This window comes from Pseudomonas sp. R151218B TE3479, from assembly GCF_053629195.1.
The window spans coordinates 359,553-376,950 of sequence record NZ_JBRJHV010000001.1; the positions used below are offsets into that span (position 1 = coordinate 359,553).

The window sequence follows — 17,398 nt, forward strand, 5'->3', positions numbered from 1 at the left end:
GATCAGTCCAGCGTCGAGCTGCTCACTGGCAGGCCTCGTTCAGGAAAGAACAGTCGCTGCAATTCAGTCCCCGGATTCTCGGCCCGCATGAACGCCTCTCCCACCAGGAACGAGTACACGTCGCTGACTTCCATCAACTCGACATCGGCCCGGTTGAGGATGCCGCTTTCGGTGATGACCAAGCGATCACGCGGGATGCGCGGCAACAGGTCCAGGGTGGTTTCCAGGCTGACTTCAAAGGTGTGCAGGTTGCGGTTGTTCACGCCGACCAGTTTGGTATCGAGGGTTTTCAGGGCTCGTTCCAACTCGTCGCCATCATGGACTTCCACCAGGACATCGAGCCCGACGCTCTTGGCCACGGCCGCCAGCTCGGCCATTCTTGCGTCGTCCAAGGCGGAAACGATCAACAGCACGCAGTCGGCGCCGAGCGCACGCGCCTCGACGATCTGGTACGGGTCGATCATGAAATCCTTGCGGATCACCGGCAACTTGCACGCCGCCCGTGCCTGCTTCAGGTAATCGTCGGCCCCCTGGAAAAAGTCGACGTCGGTCAGCACCGAGAGGCAGGTCGCACCGCCTTTCTCGTAGCTCCGTGCAATGTCGGCCGGGACGAAGTGCTCACGAATCACGCCCTTGCTGGGGGAAGCTTTCTTGATTTCGGCAATGACCGCCGGCTGTTTTTTCTTGGCCTGATCCATCAGAGCCTTGGCAAAACCGCGCGGCGCATCCGCTGAACGCGCCAGGTTTTCCAGCTCGGCCAGACTGATGCGCGCGCGGCGCTCAGCCACTTCCTGGGCCTTGCGAGCCAGAATTTTTTCCAGAACCGTTGGCACGCTCATCCTTCGTTCTCCACTTTGAATACGGCGGTAAATGCACCCAACTCTTCGAGTTTTTCCCTGGCCAGGCCAGTGTGCAGCGCATCATGGGCCAGTTCCACGCCTTGCTTGAGGCTGCTGGCGTGGTCGGCGGCGTACAACGCAGCACCGGCATTGAGCACGATCATCTCGGCGGCTTTCTGGCCATTCTCGGTCTTGCGGCGACCCAGGGCATCGCGGATCAACTCCAGCGACTGGGCCGGACCATCGACCGCCAGGCCATGCAAACTCTGGCTTTTCATGCCGAGGTCTTCAGGTTCGACCCAATACTCGCTGATCTGATCATTTTTTAGTTCGGCCACGAATGTGGGCGCCGCCAGGCTGAATTCATCCAGGCCATCTTTCGAATGAACCACCAGCACGTGTTTGCTGCCCAGGCGTTGCAGGACTTCGGCCAATGGCCGGCACAACGCCTGGCTGAACACCCCAACCACTTGATGCTTCACGCCGGCCGGATTCGTAAGCGGGCCGAGCATGTTGAACAGTGTCCGCAGGCCCAGGTCACGACGCGGCGCGGCGGCATGTTTCATGGCAGTGTGATGGGTCTGGGCAAACATGAAACCAATGCCGACATTGTCGATGCAGCGCGCCACTTGAATCGGCGTCAGGTTCAGGTAGACGCCGGCTGCCTCCAGCAAATCGGCACTGCCGCTCTTGCCTGAGACCGCGCGGTTGCCGTGCTTGGCAACGGTGCAACCAGCCGCCGCGACCACAAACGACGAGGCGGTGGAAACGTTGAAGATATTGGCGCCATCACCACCGGTGCCGACGACATCAACCACGCCGTCCAGCGTCTTGAGTTCGACCTTGTCCGCCAGTTCACGCATCACCGACACGGCGCCGACGATTTCATCGATGCTCTCGCTCTTCATGCGCATGGCCATCATGAACGCGCCGATCTGCGCATCCGTGCATTGGCCGGTCATGATTTCGCGCATCACATCGCGCATCTCGTCGGTGCTCAAGTCGAGATGGCCGACGATACGGCTCAGGGCTGTCTTGATATCCATGAAAAGTCCTTAGCGCGTGCCGCCGGTTTGTTTGAGGAAGTTGGCGAACAGCTCGTGGCCCTGCTCGGTGAGAATAGACTCGGGATGAAATTGCACACCCTCGATATTCAGTGTCTTGTGGCGCAACCCCATGATCTCATCGACCGAGCCGTCTTCAAGCTGGGTCCAGGCCGTCAATTCCAGGCAGTCAGGCAGCGTTTCGCGCTTGACGATCAAAGAGTGGTAGCGGGTTACGGTAAGCGGACGATTCAGTCCCTCGAACACGCCCTTGTCCTCGTGGAATACCGGGCTAGTCTTACCGTGCATGACTTGTCGGGCGCGCACGACGTCGCCACCGAACGCTTGGCCGATCGACTGATGCCCCAGGCAGACACCCAGGATCGGCAGCTTGCCGGCGAAATACTTGATGGCGTCGATGGAAACGCCCGCTTCGGTCGGCGTGCACGGGCCGGGGGAAACCACGATGCGCTCAGGCTTGAGGGCTTCGATTTCGGCGATGGTCAGTTCGTCGTTGCGCACGACCTTGACCTCGGAGCCCAGCTCGCCAAGGTATTGCACAACGTTGTAGGTAAAAGAGTCGTAGTTATCGATCATCAGCAACATGGCTAAGCAACCTATTGAATTCACTGACTTTAAACACAGCCTTCAGAGAGTGACCCGCACGCTGCTGCGCTTGGCGAGGCGATTGATGCCCCGGCGAAGCGGTTCTACAGCGGGTAAAGAAGGCAAATCGGTACAGGTCCGGCGAGGCCGGCGGAGAATGTTCAGGCGCGCCAACGCCAACGGGCGTGTGCCTTGATCATTTGATCCAGAAGTTTGCTGGCAATCGACACAGGGGAAGTCTCGTTCATACGTTCCGGCACAGTAGCTTAGCTGGACGGAGCACGCAATATGACCGTTCCCGAAGGGCTTTGAAACAATCGCGACGTTCCGGATAGATGGCAAAACGCCGAAAGTTTTTGGTACTGTCGTTTCGTTTTCTAACAACAAAAAAATAAAAACGGATTTCCCATGATCAAAAAGACGTTGTTCGTACCGATTGCCGGTTGCCTGCTGGCGATGGCCTGCGCCCAGGCGAGCGCCGCCCCCAACCCGTACTCCAAGTTCATTGTGTTCGGCGACAGCCTCAATGACGCAGGCCAGTTCGCCGACCCGAATGGCCCGCCCGGCTCGACCGAGCGCTATACCAACCGAACCGGTCCGATCTATACGGACGGCAGCGGTGAAGCCTATTCGGCCAACTCCACCCAACTGCTCGGTGGGCGCCTGGGTTATTCCGCCGACGAGACCGCCGCCTCCACCTCGGCGGTCCGCGCCGACCAAGGGCTGGCAGACGGCAATAACTGGGCGGTGGGCGGTTATCGTACCGACCAGATCCTCGAATCGATTACCGGTGTATCCGACACCGGCGAACGCAGCCGTCCCGGCTATCTGCAATCCAATGGCCTGCGTGCCGATCCGAATGCGCTGTATTACCTTTCCGGTGGCGGTAACGACTTCCTTCAAGGCCGGGTACTGAACACCGCGCAAGCGAACGCCGCCGCGGACCGCCTGGCCGACAGCGTCCAGGTGCTGCAGACGGCCGGTGCCCGCTATGTGATGGTCTGGCTGTTGCCCGATCTGGGCCTGACGCCGGCCCTCAACGGCGGCCCCTTGCAGGACACCTTTTCGCAGTTGGGCAATCAGTTCAACCAACAACTGATCACACGCCTGCAAGGCATCGACGCTGAAATCATTCCACTGAACATTCCGCTTCTGCTGAAAGAAAGCTTCGCCGATCCGGCAAGATTCGGCCTCGCCACCGGCGAGAATCTCACCGCAACCTGCTTCAGCGGCAACGGCTGCACGGAAAATGCCACCTATGGCATCAACAGCGCCACGCCAGACCCCAGCAAGCTGATCTACAACGACGCGGTCCATCCAACCGAAACCGGGCAAAAACTGATCGCCGACTACGCTTTTTCCCTGCTTGCGGCGCCCTGGGAACTGACGTTGCTACCGGAAATGGCCCACTCGACCCTGCGCGCCCACCAAGATGAGTTGCGCAGCCAGTGGCAATCGGACTGGGAGGACTGGCAGGCGGTCGGCCAGTGGCGAGCCATCGTGGCGGGTGGCGGCCAACACTTGGACATGGACAGCCAGGGCAGCGGCGCCAGCGCCGACGGCAGCGGCTACAGCCTCAACGTCGGCGGCAGCTATCGCCTCAACGAGGCTTGGCGCGTAGGTGTCGCCGCCGGCCTCTACCGCCAGGACATGGAAGCAGGCCACAACGACTCGAAGTACAAGCTCAACAGCTACCTGGCCACCGCCTTCGCCCAGTTCCAGCAAAACCGCTGGTGGGCCGATGCGGCACTGACTGGCGGCAAGCTCGACTACGACAACCTGGAGCGCAAGTTCGACCTGGGCGTCAACGAAGCGCAAGAGAAGGGCGACACAGATGGCCATCTCTGGGCATTCAGCACGCGGGTGGGCTACGACATTGCCCAGCCGGGCAGCGAATGGCACCTCTCGCCGTTTATCAGCGCTGACTATGCGAAGGTGGAAGTCGATGGCTACTCGGAAAAGAGCAACCGCTCCACGGCCCTGACCTTCGATGACCAGACCCGCGACTCGAAACGCCTGGGCATTGGCTTGCAGGGCAAATACAACATCACCCGGCAGACCCAGGTGTTTGGCGAATATGCCCACGAGCGCGAGTACGAAGACGACACGCAAAAGGTCAACATCGCCCTCAACAGCCTGCCAGCCAACGACTTCACGCTGGAAGGCTACACGCCACAGAGCCACCTGAATCGCCTGAGCCTGGGGGTCAGCCACAAGTTGACCAACGACCTGGCGCTGCGGGGCGGTTATACACTGCGCAAGGATGATGACCTGACCCAGCAAGGGGTGAGCCTAGGCGTCAGCCTGGACTTCTGATCGAGGCGAGCCTGTGGGAGCGAGCTTGCTCGCGATAGCGGACTGTCAGTCGACCTATGGGTTGAATATGACGGCCTCATCGCGAGCAAGCTCGCTCCCACATTTTGATCGAGTCGCTGAAGGACCTGTGGCGAGGGAGTTCGCTCCCTCGCCACAGTTATTGGAGGCCTTCAGTCGTTCGAGGTCTGCTCGGCCAGCGCCACGGCGCGGAACATCGCCCGGCGTTTGTTCAGGGTTTCTTCCCATTCCAATGCCGGCACCGAGTCGGCAACGATGCCGCCGCCGGCCTGCACGTGCAGCTCGCCGTTCTTGATGACCGCAGTGCGGATGGCAATCGCGGTGTCCATGTTGCCGTTCCAGGCGAAATAACCCACGGCCCCGCCGTACACCCCTCGCTTGACCGGCTCCAGTTCATCGATGATTTCCATCGCGCGGATTTTTGGCGCGCCGGACAAGGTGCCCGCCGGCAGGATCGCCCGCAAGGCATCCATGGCCGTCAGCCCGGCCCTCAATTGGCCGGTGACGTTGGACACGATGTGCATCACGTTGGAATAACGCTCGATGACCATCTTCTCGGTGAGTTTCACCGAACCGATTTCCGAGACCCGCCCGGTATCGTTGCGCCCCAGGTCGATCAGCATCAGGTGCTCGGCGATTTCCTTGTCGTCCGACAGCAGGTCTTCTTCCAGCGCCCGGTCAGCCTCCTCCGTGGCACCACGGGGGCGAGTGCCGGCGATCGGGCGCACGGTGATCAGGTTGTCTTCGACCCGCACCAGCACTTCTGGCGAACTGCCGACGACATGGAAGTCGCCGAAGTTGAAGAAGTACATGTAGGGCGTCGGGTTGAAGCAGCGCAGCGCCCGGTAGAGATCGATGGGCGCGGCTTTGAAGTCGATGGACATCCGTTGCGACGGCACCACCTGCATGCAGTCGCCGGCGAGGATGTATTCCTTGATGGTATCGACAGCCCTTTCGTAATCGTCCTGGGTGAAGCTGGAACGGAACACCGGGTCGGCCGCCGACTGCTTGCTGAAATCCAGGCCCGGACGCGGCGTGATCGGCTGACGGAGTTTTTCCAACAGCGCCTGCAGGCTTTTCTGACCTTGCTCGTAGGCATCTTCCCGGGACGGGTCGGCCAGGACGATGGCGTGCATCTTGCCGGCGAGGTTATCGAAGACCACGACGGCGTCGGAGACCATCAGCAAGATATCCGGCACGCCCAGGGGATCGGGGTTCGGGCAGGTGCCCAGACGTTTTTCCACGTAGCGCACGCAGTCGTAGCCAAAATACCCCACCAGGCCACCGTTGAAGCGCGGCAAGCCAGGAATGGTCGGCACGTTGTAGCGGGCCTTGAAGGTTTCGACGAATGCCAGCGGGTCTTCGACGTCGAGGCTTTCGATTTCGACACCGTCGTGGGTCACGCTGATGCGATGGTCATGGACCCGCAGCACCGTACGGCACGGCAGGCCGATGATGGAATAACGGCCCCATTTTTCCCCGCCCTGTACCGATTCGAGCAGGTAGGAGTTGGGCTGGTCGGCCAGCTTGAGGTAGATCGACAGCGGCGTGTCGAAGTCGGCCAGGGTTTCGCAGGCAAGGGGGATGCGGTTGTAGCCGGCAGCGGCTAGACGCAGGAATTCTTCACGGATCATGGGATGCCTCGTGGCAAGAGGAGCTGACAGTCAGGTATGCAAACGCGCCGGATAACCGGCCAGGATCACGTCAGGCGCGCCAACGCCAGCGGGCCAGGGCCTTCATGACTTTCATCCAGAGTTTGCGAGTGACCACCACGATGGCGTTTCCAGAAGAGGATTGAACAGCGTCGGGCAACGTTATCTCAGCGGCCGGGTCCAGGCAACCGGGAATTAACAGGCGCAAATCGTCGATTACCAGCGTCGGAAACTCTTCGGCGATGGGCCGGCCGTGGTTGTAGCCGTAACTCAGCGCCACGCATTTGACCCCTGCCGCCTTGGCCGCCAGCACATCGCTGCGCGAGTCGCCGACGAACAAGGATTGGGAAGCCGGGATGTTCGCCATTTTCATCACGAAGAACAGCGCGGCCGGGTCAGGTTTTTTCTGTGGCAAGGTATCGCCGCCGATGATCCAGCGGAAATAGCGGCCGATTTTCATCTGGTCCAGCAGCGGCGCAACGAAGCGTTCCGGCTTGTTGGTAATCAGGGCCATTTCCACGCCCTGCTTTTTCAGCCACTTGAGCGTGGAACGTACACCGGGGTAGACCACCGTCAGCTCGTGGTTGCCTTCGTAGGCTTCGTTGAACAGCTCCAGCGCCCGCTCGGCTTCGGCGTCATCGACGCCCTGGGCATCGATGTGATTGGCCAGGGCCCGGCGCACCAGCATGGGCGCACCGTTGCCCACCCAGTGGCGCACCGAGTCGATGCCGGCGGACGGACGCCCGAGCTTGAGCAGCATACTGTCCACGGCCGCCGCGAGGTCCGGGACTGAATCGACCAATGTGCCATCGAGGTCGAACATCACCAAGCGCGGCAAAGTGCCGGGGAACAGCTGCTCGAAGCCGCTCATGGGCGCGCCAGGGCCAGTTCGGCGCGCATTTTTGCAATCACCTCGTTGTAGTCGGGGGCGTTGAAGATCGCCGAGCCCGCGACGAACGTGTCGGCGCCGGCCGCGGCGATTTCACGGATATTGTTCACGTTCACGCCACCGTCGATTTCCAGGCGGATGTCACGCCCCGAGGCATCGATCAGCGCCCGAGCTTCGCGCAACTTGTCGAGGGTGCCCGGGATGAACTTCTGGCCGCCGAAGCCAGGGTTGACGCTCATCAGCAGGATCATGTCGACCTTGTCCATCACATACTTGAGCACGTCCAGGGGCGTTGCCGGGTTGAACACCAGGCCGGCCTTGCAACCACCCTCGCGGATCAACTGCAGGGAGCGGTCGATGTGCAGCGTGGCTTCAGGATGGAAGGTGATGTAGGTGGCACCGGCTTCGATGAAGTCACCGACGATGCGGTCCACCGGGCTGACCATCAGGTGCGCGTCGATCGGCGCGGTGACGCCGTACTTGCGCAGCGCCGCGCAGACCATCGGGCCGATGGTCAGGTTGGGTACGTAGTGGTTGTCCATGACATCGAAGTGCACGATGTCGGCCCCGGCGGCCAGAACGTTGTCCACTTCCTCGCCCAGGCGGGCGAAGTCGGCGGAGAGAATCGACGGAGCAATAGCGAAGGGCTGCATGACGCACCTGTTTTGAGCGAAATCACGATGGCGCGCATTGTATACCTCAAGATTTGGCGCGCCCACCGTGACCGTCGATCAATACGCCGCGCGGTAGATCTTCTCGATGTCGCTGGCGGTCAGCTTGCGTGGGTTGTTGCGCATCAACCGCTCGATCCCCACGGCCTCCAGAGCCATGGAGGGAATCACGTCCTCGGTCACGCCCAGGCTACTCAGGCCCTGGGGGATTTCCACGGCGGCGCACAAGGCAACCATGGCTTCCACGGCTTCGTCGGCGGCCTCCATATCGCTCAGATGGGCCGTCCTGATACCCATGGCTTCGGCGATGTCACGCATGCGCTCGACGCACGCCATCTTGTTCCACGCCATGACGTACGGCAGCAACAACGCATTGGCGACACCGTGAGAAACGTGAAAGCGCCCACCTAACGGATAGGCCAGCGCGTGTACCGCGCCAACCCCGGCGTTGCCGAACGCCATGCCGGCCATCAGGCTGGCGGTGGCCATGTCCTCACGGGCTTGCAGATGGGCGGGGTTGGCGTAGGCCTTGGGCAACGCCTTGCTGATCAGCTTGACTGCGCCGATAGCCAGGGCATCGGTGATCGGCGAAGCATTGAGCGACAGGTAGGCCTCGATGGCATGGACCAGCGCGTCGACACCACTGGAAGCCGTTACGCCACGGGGGCACGTGAGAGTCATCTGTGGGCTGACCAGCGCCACGTCCGGCAACAGAAAATCGCTGACGATGCCTTTTTTCAGCTGCGCGGCCTTGTCGGAGAGGATCGCCACGTTGGTGACTTCCGAACCGGTACCGGCTGTGGTGGGGATGGCAATCATGGGCGGGCCTTTGCGCGGCACCTGATCGACGCCAAACATATCTTGTAACTCGCCGTGGTAGCCGGCATAGACGCCCACACACTTGGCAATGTCGATGGCACTGCCGCCGCCCAGGCCGATCAGGCCATCATGACCACCATCGCGGTAGGCTTGCATGCAATCCTCGACGATGGCGATTTCCGGGTCCGGCATGACCCGGTCGAAAATCTCGTAGTCGCGCCCGCCCAGATGTTGCAGGGCCAGCTCCACGGTGCCGGACTGGACCAACGCCGCATCGGTCACGATCAGCGGGTTGTCGACGTCCAGGCGCGTCAACTCGGCGGCCAGTTGCTCGATGGCAGCGGCACCGGTGATCAGTTTATGGGCGATCTTGAATGAGGAAAGACTCATGTGCGCGGCCTCTTGTTCGAGTGTGGGCTGGCACAAGAATAGCTCGGTATTGGGGGTTGTCTGCTATTCAGCTTATGAATACACCTTGGGTCCCTGTGGGAGCGAGCTTGCTCGCGATAACGCACTGACATTCAGCATCAATGTTAAATGCTCTACCGCTATCGCGATCGCGAGCAAGCTCGCTCCCACATTTGGACAACGCTGACCTTCAGACCTGGGCCGTGCGCAACTTCTCGCTACGCCCACGCAACCATTCCAGGGTCAGCAGCAGGATCACCGAGAAGGCAATCAGCAGCGTCGCCGCCGCCGCGATGGTGGGGCTGAGGTTCTCGCGGATGCCGCTGAACATCTGCCGTGGCAACGTCGCCTGCTCGGGGCCGGCCAGGAACAGGGTCACCACCACTTCATCGAACGACGTCGCGAAGGCGAACAGGGCGCCGGAGATTACGCCCGGGGCAATCAACGGCAGGGTCACCCGACGAAACGCCGTCAGTGGCGAAGCCCCGAGGCTGGCGGCGGCGCGGACCAGGTTGTGATTGAACCCTTGCAAGGTCGCCGACACCGTGATGATGACGAACGGCACGCCCAGCACGGCGTGGACCACGATCAGCGAGAGGAAACTGTTGCCCATCCCCAGCGGTGCGAAGAACAGGTAGCTGGCCACGCCGATGATCACCACCGGCACCACCATGGGCGAAATCACCAGGGCCATCACCAGCGCCTTGCCCGGAAAGTCACCCCGGGTCAGGCCGATCGCCGCCAGCGTGCCAAAGATCATTGCCAGCAACGTCGCCGCCGGGGCCACGATGATGCTGTTCTTCAACGCCCGCATCCATTCGGCCGAGGCGAAGAAATCGTGGTACCACTGCAGCGAAAAACCTTGCAGCGGGTACACCAGGAAGCTGCCGGAGTTGAACGACAGTGGAATGATCACCAGCACCGGCAGAATCAGGAACAACAGGATCAGCCCGCAGAGTGTGCGCAAGCTGTAGTACCACACCCGTTCGATGGGAGACATGTAAGGACTCAGCATTTTCGATCTCCCCTTAGCTCAGGCGCAGGCGACTGGCACCCACCAGCCGGTTGTAAATCAGGTAAAGCACAACGGTCGCCAGCAACAGCAGGCCGCCGAGCGCCGTGGCCATGCCCCAGTTGATACTGGTGTTGGTGTAGAACGCGACGAAATAGCTGACCATCTGGTCGTTCGGGCTGCCCAGCAGCGCCGGCGTGATGTAGTAGCCGATGGCAAGGATGAACACCAACAGGCAACCGGCGCCGACACCGGCATAGGTCTGCGGGAAATACACCCGCCAGAAACTGGCGAACGGATGGCAGCCCAGGGAAATCGCCGCCCGCATGTAGGTGGGCGAGATGCCCTTCATCACGCTGTAGATCGGCAGGATCATGAACGGCAGCAGGATATGGACCATGGAGATGTAGACACCGGTGCGGTTGAACACCAGCTCCAGGGGCTTATCGATGATGCCCATGGCCATCAGGCCACTGTTGATCAGGCCGCCCGACTGCAGCAGCACGATCCACGCGGCGACGCGCACCAGGATCGAGGTCCAGAACGGTAGCAACACCAGGATCATCAACAGGTTGCTTTGGCGCGACGGCAGGTTCGCCAGCAGGTAGGCCAGCGGATAGGCCAGCACCAGGCAGATCGCGGTGATGACCAGGCCCATCCAGAACGTGCGGGTGAAAATATCCAGGTAAATCGCCTGGTCGGGAGTCGCCGGGGCCAGTTCCCCCAGGTCATCGATGCGGTGATCGACGGCCGCCAGCAGGTAGTACGGGGTGACATTACTGGTGTTGCGGCGGACCACCTGCCAGTACGCCGGGTCGCCCCAACGCTCATCGAGGTTTTCCATGGCTTCTTTATAGGAAGCCGGCTCGGTGGCAAACGGCAACGCCCGAGCAGTCTTGGTCAGCAGGCTGCGATAGCCGGCCAGTTCCATGTTCAGGCGCTTGGACAAGTCGCCCAGGGTCTGATTCTTGCGGGCTTCGGCCAGGTCTTCACTGGCAGCCTTGTACACCGGCTCGCCCGGCAAACCGCGCCCATCCCAGGCCGCGACGGCAGCGACCGTGCGTGGCATGGCGCCCACCACTTCCGGGTTGCTGACGCTTTTGAACAACAGCGCCACGATCGGCACCAGGAACACCAGCAACAGAAACAGCACCAGCGGCGCGATCAAGGCCTGGGCCTTCCAGCGGTTGACCCGCTCGGCGCGCTTGAGCCGTTGCTTGAGGGTGGGGCTGGTGCCCGCGTTCAGTGGAACGGCGATGGCCATGGCGAACTCCGCAAATCTTTTTATCGTTACAGGGGCGGCGGGCCGCCTCTGTTCTTTTGAAACACCCGATTGGGGCAAGAACCTGTGGGAGCGAGCTTGCTCGCGATGGCTACGGCACATTCAACATTCATGTGTCTGACAAACCGCTATCGCGAGCAAGCTCGCTCCCACAGGGATCTCATCCAGCTTCAGACCGTCGGGTTACTTGGCCGCCCAGGAGTTGAAGCGCTGCTCCAGTTGCTCACCGTTGTCAGCCCAGAAGCTGACGTCGATCTGCACCTGGTTGGCGATGTTTTCCGGGGTGGTCGGCATGTCTTTCAGGACATCCTTGGCCAGCAACGGTACAGCCTGGGTATTGGCCGGGCCGTAGGCGATGTTTTCCGAGTAGGTCTTCTGCTGCTGCGGTGCAACCGAGAAGGCGATGAATTTCTTCGCCGCTTCGGCGCGGGTCTTGTCCAGGCCGCGCGGAATGGCCCAAGCGTCGAAGTCGTAGATACCGCCGTTCCACACCACTTTCAGGTTGCTTTCTTTCTGTACCGCAGCGATTCGGCCGTTGTAGGCCGAGCTCATGACCACGTCACCAGAAGCCAGGTATTGCGGCGGCTGGGCGCCGGCTTCCCACCACTGGATATTCGGCTTGAGCTCGTCGAGCTTCTTGAACGCACGGTCCTGGCCATCCTTGCCGGCCAGCACTTTGTAGACGTCTTTCGGCGCTACGCCGTCGGCCATCAGGGCGAATTCCAGGGTGTACTTGGCGCCTTTGCGCAAGCCGCGCTTGCCCGGGAATTGCTTGGTGTCCCAGAAGTCTGCCCAACTGGTCGGCGCGGTCTTGAGTTTGTCGGCGTTGTAGGCCAGCACGGTCGACCACACGAAGAAACCTACACCGCAAGGCTGGATGGCGCCCTTGACGTAGTCTTCGGCCTTGCCGAACAGGGCCGGGTCCAGTTGCTCGAACATGTCTTCGTCACAACCACGGGACAATTCCGGAGACTCGACTTCCACCAGGTCCCAGGAAACGCTCTTGGTATCGACCATGGCCTTGACCTTGGCCATTTCGCCGTTGTACTCGCCAGCCACGATCTTGCCGTTGCCAGCCGCTTCCCACGGTGCGTAGAAGGCTTTGACCTGAGCCGCCTTGTTCGCCCCGCCGAAAGACACCACGGTCAGGTCCGGGCCCGCCGCCATCGCGCTTGCCGCACCCATCATGCCCAGTGTCAGGGCTGTGAACTTCAGGGATCTCAACATTTATTGTTCTCTCCACGTGCAGGGTTGGTGTTGGTACAGCAGGGGGCGATCAATTCGCCTCTAGAAGGGGATCGAGCGCACGCACATGCTCGACTTGCCAGCCAAGCGGAACCACGTCCCCGACGGCGAGCGCGGGATCGAGCTCGGCGATCGGTTGCTTCACGAAGAAGTCGTTCTTGCCACAGACTTCCAGGCGAACCCGGACGTGGTCGCCCAGATAGATGAATTCCGCCACCCTCCCTGAGAAGCGGTTGACACATTGTTCGCTGACGCCGTTGAGGCTCACCCGCTCCGGACGAATCGACAGGGTCACCGGCTCGCCGGGCTGACCGACATTCACCGCCAGGGCCTCGACTTTCTCGCCGCGCGCCAACTCCACCAGGCAACGATCGCCGGTGTGGCTGTGCAGGCGACCGTTGAGACGGTTGTTTTCGCCGATGAAGTTCGCGACGAAAGTGTTTTTCGGCTCTTCGTACAGGGTGCGCGGTGGGGCGATCTGCTGGATTTCACCTTGGTGGAACACCGCCACACGGTCGGACATGGTCAAGGCTTCGCCCTGGTCGTGGGTCACGTAGACCACGGTCACGCCAAGGCGCTGGTGCAGGTGTTTGATTTCCATCTGCATGTGTTCACGCAATTGCTTGTCCAGCGCACCCAGGGGTTCGTCCATCAGCACCAACTGCGGCTCGAACACCAGCGCCCGGGCCAGGGCCACCCGTTGTTGCTGGCCGCCGGACAATTGCGCCGGGTAACGTTGGGCGAAGCTGTCCAGCTGGACCATGCTCAGGACACGCTTGACCCGATCGCTCACGTCGCTCTTGTTCAGGCCTCGCACGGTCAGCGGGAAAGCAAGGTTCTCGGCGACGGTCATGTGCGGGAACAAGGCGTAGTTCTGGAACACCATGCCGATGTCGCGCTTGTGCGGCGGCACATTGTTGATTGAGCGCCCGGCCAGCAGGATCTCGCCGGCGGTTGGGGTTTCAAACCCGGCGAGCATCATCAGGCTGGTGGTCTTGCCGGAGCCGGAAGGCCCGAGCAGGGTCAGGAATTCGCCTTTGCGAATGTCCAGGTTGAGGTCTTTGACGATCAGGTTCTCGCCGTCGTAGCTCTTCTGCACACCACGAAAGCTGACCAGCACATCGCTGGCCCCCGCGCTTGAATCGACCTGGCTCATACCCGCACCTTTTGTTTTGATGACTGCTTGTGAATCAAGCCTAGTGGACCCTGGGGTCCGCGCAAATCGGGGCGCAGGAGAGAATCGCCTCAGCCGGATGGAAGAGTCGGGGTAGGGATCGCCCTACAAGGATGGCGGGATTGGGTAAGTGCGGCGGCGCGTTTTAAGCGCCAAGCTGCAAGCCTGGGCAAAAAGCGCTGTCGGGGAGTGTCGCAAATGGATATGCCGAGACAAAACCCTGTGGGAGCGAGCTTGCTCGCTCCCACAGGGGGAAACTGCGGTGGGGCTCAGAGCAACTTGTGCTCCATCGCATATTTCACCAACTCGGCCAATGAGGTGATGTTGAGCTTCTGCATCAGCCGCGCCTTGTGGGTGCTGATGGTCTTGCTGCTCAGGGCCAGTTGCTGGGCGATGTCGTTGACGTTGGCGCCCTGGGCCAGGCGTTCGAAAACCGAGAATTCACGCTCGGACAGCAGCGAGTGCAACGGTCGCGTGTCCGTCAGGCCGACTTCGAAGACCATGCGATCGGCCAGGTCCGGATCGATATAGCGCCCGCCGGCCGCGACCTTGCGAATCGCCATGAGCAGCAGGGCCGGGTCGCTGTCCTTGGTTGCGTAGCCCGCAGCGCCGACCTTCAGGGCACGGGCGGCCATTTGCGCCTCGTCATGCATCGACAGCACCAGGATGGCCGGCGGATTGTTCAACGCACGAATCCGCGGGATCGCCTCCAGGCCGTTGACACCCGGCATGGAGATATCCAGCAGCACCACTTCGCAGGGCACATGGCGCAGGGTCTCGAGCAACTGTTCGCCATTGCTCGCCTCCCCCACCACCAGCAGATCCTTGGCCAGGCCGATCAACTGCTTGATGCCTTCGCGGACAATGGTGTGGTCTTCGGCTACCAGTACACGGATCACATGCTTCTCCAGATTCAGGATCTCATCGCGAGCAAGCTCGATCCCACACGGTTTGTGTACACCTCAATCAATGTGGGAGCGAGCTTGCTCGCGATAGCGTCAGCCCAGGCAACCCAAACCATCAGGCCTCATTCAACGGCACCCGCACCGACAGGGTGGTGCCCTCCCCCGGCTCACTGTCCAGGGTCAACTGTCCACCCATGATCAGCACCCGTTCACGCATGCCGACCAGTCCAAAGGACGTTGGCCGGCTTGTATCGGCAATAAATCCTACACCGTCGTCGCTGACGGTCAGACATAAATCAGCGCCTTGTTGAACCAGCGTCAACTCCACAGTATGCGCCTGGGCATGGCGCATCACATTGGTCAGCGCTTCCTGGAGAATCCGAAACAGGCCGATGGCCTTGGCGTCGCTCAGGGGCGGCAGGTTGTCCGGCACCTGCACCAGGCAAGGAATCTGCGTTCGCGCCTCGAAGCGCCGGGCCTGCCATTCGATGGCCGAGGCGATGCCGGCATCCAGGATTGGCGGGCGCAACGCCGTCGCCACGTCCCGCACCAGCTGGAACAACTGCGCAATCAGGCGCTTCATGCTGTTCAGTCGCTCATGCAGGCCCGGGTCGAGTTGCGCGTAAGCCAATTCGCACATGGAAGTTTCAAGCTTCAACACCGTCAGCATCTGGCCCAGCTCGTCGTGGACTTCCCGGGCAATGCGCGCCTTTTCCTCTTCCCGCACGCTTTCCAGGTGCGCCGACAACTCGCGCAACTGCTCCCGTGAGCTGGCCAGCTCCAGTTCGATGCGCTTGCTGTCGGTGATGTCCCAGACGATACCGTCCCAGACGTAAGCGCCGTCTTCGAGACGACGGGTGATCGCCTTGATCTCGGCCCAACGCTCCTGGCCTTCGCGGGTCAGGATGCGGCCCTGCCATGACCAGTCACTGTCGGTATCCAGCGCCTGGTCCTGGGTGCGGTGATAATCGGCCTTGTCCTGCGGATGCACCAGACTACGCAGCCCGGTGTCGCTGCGGGCCAGGATTGCTGGGGAATAGCCCACCAGGCTTTCGCTGCCTTCGCTGATGTAGGCAAAGTCGATCTGGCCGGTCACCGGCGCCCGCTCCAGGCGAAAGACCAGGCCCGGCACATTGGCGGCGATGCCTTGCAGCCGCGCCTCGCTTTCGCGCAACGCCGCCAGCGCACGTCGGCGCTCGGTCACATCATTGAGGTAGACCACCAGGTATTCGGCGTCGCGAAAACGCAGGAAGCTCAGGGAGACGTCGGTCGGCAGGATGCTGCCATCGGCTCGCACGCACTCGGTTTCGAAGCTCAGCGGACCCTCTTCACTGGCCCGGGCGCGCTTCCACAGGTTCAACCAGCGGTCCATGTGCAAGCCCGGCTCGAAGTCGATCAACGGCCGCTCGATGATGGCGCCCGGGGCATAGCCGAGCATGGTTTCGGCCGCTCGGTTGGCATAACGCACGTGGCTGTCCCAATTGACCCACAGGATGCCGACCGTGCTTTGATCGATGGAGAACTGGGTCAGGCGCAAGGCTTCTTCGCTGGCTGCACGCTGGGCGATGTCCTCCCTCGCGGCACGCAGGCGGCGCTCCAGTGCGCGTTGCTGGCGGCGCTGCCAGAACACGATGGCGACGCTGCTGAGCAGCAGGGCCAGGATCAACAGGGTCAGGTTCTGCCAGAAACCCGGGGTCTCGGTCAGGCGCGGGTATTTTGGCTTGAGCCAACGACTGTGCAGTTGCTCCAGCTCCTTGGCCGGGATTGCCTGCAAACCTCTGTCGATGATTTCTGCCAGCTCCGGCCAGTCCCGGCGTGTGGCAACCCGTAGCAACTGCGGCAGGCCAATGTCGCCCACCACCGCCAGCTCGGCGAATTCGGGTTCGACCATCAACCTACCCAGTTGCGCCTCGTCGACCACCGCGTACCGGGCCTGCTGGGTCAGCAGCAATTGCAGGGCCTCGCGCTCCATCGGCACGCCTTGCAGGTTCAGCGTCGGGTAGTTGCTGCGCAAGTAATCAGCCGTGGCACTGGGCATGCGCACCGCAACGCGGGCCTGGGCGTCGAGCTTTTCCAACTCCACCCCCTCGGCGCCTTTCTGCGCGCCGACGATCAATTGCGGCACGCGCATGTAGGGATCGGAAAACTGCCAGAGCTTGAGCCCGCCCGGGGATTGGGTCAGGCCCGGAGCGATGTCCACCTCGCCGGCACGCACCGCGGCTTCCAGTTGCGCCACGTCCTGGAAGTTGCGCCAGGTCAGCTCGACGTTCAGCGCCTTGCCCAGCCACTGCATCAACTCGACATTGGTGCCGGACAAACGCTGCAAGCGCCGGTCGTATTGCGCATAGGGCGCCTGCAAGACCAGGCCGACCCGCCACTGCGGATGTTGCACCAGCCATTGGCGCTGCCCTGCATTCAATTGCACCCCAGGCGCCGACGGCGCGGGCGCGGCCCACGCCATCAAGGGAAGCCATAAACAGCCGATAACCCACAGGCAGCAAAAACGCATCATTGAAGTC

Annotated in this window: 14 protein-coding genes; 1 reads left to right on the forward strand and 13 read right to left on the reverse strand. The window is 61.6% G+C overall.

What is annotated here, in order from left to right; all coding sequences use genetic code 11:
• Nucleotides 1-2: 2 nt before the first annotated feature.
• Genes trpC through AB7M32_RS01755 form a run of 3 tightly spaced genes read right to left on the reverse strand, consistent with a single transcriptional unit; the run spans nt 3 to nt 2,488 of the window.
• Nucleotides 3-839: an indole-3-glycerol phosphate synthase TrpC gene (gene trpC, locus AB7M32_RS01745; RefSeq protein ID WP_454248907.1), complete on the reverse strand. Its 837-nt coding sequence runs from the start codon at nt 837-839 to the stop codon at nt 3-5.
• On the reverse strand, nt 836-1,885 hold the full coding sequence (gene trpD, locus AB7M32_RS01750; RefSeq protein ID WP_072405753.1) for an anthranilate phosphoribosyltransferase: 1,050 nt from the start codon (nt 1,883-1,885) through the stop codon (nt 836-838). The genes trpC and trpD overlap by 4 nt, the downstream gene beginning before the upstream one ends.
• Before the next feature lie 9 nt (nt 1,886-1,894).
• Complete coding sequence (locus tag AB7M32_RS01755; RefSeq protein ID WP_454248908.1) at nt 1,895-2,488, reverse strand: aminodeoxychorismate/anthranilate synthase component II; 594 nt, start codon at nt 2,486-2,488, stop codon at nt 1,895-1,897.
• A gap of 408 nt (nt 2,489-2,896) precedes the next feature.
• On the opposite strand from AB7M32_RS01755, the gene estP reads away from it, so the two are divergent.
• Nucleotides 2,897-4,804: an esterase EstP gene (estP, locus tag AB7M32_RS01760; RefSeq protein WP_454248909.1), complete on the forward strand. Its 1,908-nt coding sequence runs from the start codon at nt 2,897-2,899 to the stop codon at nt 4,802-4,804.
• Between the two features lie 170 nt (nt 4,805-4,974).
• Here estP and trpE read toward each other — a convergent pair whose 3' ends face one another.
• The 10 genes from trpE to AB7M32_RS01810 form a co-directional block, all read right to left on the reverse strand.
• The gene (trpE, locus tag AB7M32_RS01765; protein ID WP_454248910.1) at nt 4,975-6,456 is read right to left on the reverse strand and encodes an anthranilate synthase component I; all 1,482 of its coding nucleotides are present in this window, start codon (nt 6,454-6,456) and stop codon (nt 4,975-4,977) included.
• Nucleotides 6,457-6,526: 70 nt separating this feature from the next.
• Nucleotides 6,527-7,345 (reverse strand): phosphoglycolate phosphatase, encoded by an 819-nt coding sequence (locus AB7M32_RS01770; protein ID WP_454248911.1) that lies wholly within the window; start codon nt 7,343-7,345, stop codon nt 6,527-6,529.
• Nucleotides 7,342-8,016 (reverse strand): ribulose-phosphate 3-epimerase, encoded by a 675-nt coding sequence (gene rpe / locus AB7M32_RS01775; RefSeq protein ID WP_060740371.1) that lies wholly within the window; start codon nt 8,014-8,016, stop codon nt 7,342-7,344. The genes AB7M32_RS01770 and rpe overlap by 4 nt, the downstream gene beginning before the upstream one ends.
• A 78-nt stretch (nt 8,017-8,094) precedes the next feature.
• Nucleotides 8,095-9,243 (reverse strand): iron-containing alcohol dehydrogenase, encoded by a 1,149-nt coding sequence (locus tag AB7M32_RS01780; RefSeq protein ID WP_072405757.1) that lies wholly within the window; start codon nt 9,241-9,243, stop codon nt 8,095-8,097.
• A 208-nt stretch (nt 9,244-9,451) separates the two neighbouring features.
• Nucleotides 9,452-10,276, reverse strand: coding sequence for an ABC transporter permease (locus tag AB7M32_RS01785; RefSeq protein ID WP_454248912.1), 825 nt, complete (start codon nt 10,274-10,276; stop codon nt 9,452-9,454).
• Between the two features lie 13 nt (nt 10,277-10,289).
• Nucleotides 10,290-11,537, reverse strand: coding sequence for an ABC transporter permease (locus tag AB7M32_RS01790; protein WP_060740368.1), 1,248 nt, complete (start codon nt 11,535-11,537; stop codon nt 10,290-10,292).
• A gap of 201 nt (nt 11,538-11,738) precedes the next feature.
• The gene (locus tag AB7M32_RS01795) at nt 11,739-12,782 is read right to left on the reverse strand and encodes an ABC transporter substrate-binding protein (RefSeq protein ID WP_003206153.1); all 1,044 of its coding nucleotides are present in this window, start codon (nt 12,780-12,782) and stop codon (nt 11,739-11,741) included.
• Nucleotides 12,783-12,831: 49 nt separating this feature from the next.
• On the reverse strand, nt 12,832-13,956 hold the full coding sequence (locus AB7M32_RS01800) for an ABC transporter ATP-binding protein (RefSeq protein ID WP_072342484.1): 1,125 nt from the start codon (nt 13,954-13,956) through the stop codon (nt 12,832-12,834).
• Nucleotides 13,957-14,243: 287 nt separating this feature from the next.
• Nucleotides 14,244-14,873 (reverse strand): response regulator, encoded by a 630-nt coding sequence (locus AB7M32_RS01805; protein WP_003177702.1) that lies wholly within the window; start codon nt 14,871-14,873, stop codon nt 14,244-14,246.
• Nucleotides 14,874-14,994: 121 nt separating this feature from the next.
• Entirely contained in the window at nt 14,995-17,391 is a 2,397-nt protein-coding gene (locus AB7M32_RS01810) for a PAS domain-containing sensor histidine kinase (RefSeq protein ID WP_454248913.1), read from the reverse strand.
• Nucleotides 17,392-17,398 lie beyond the last annotated feature (7 nt).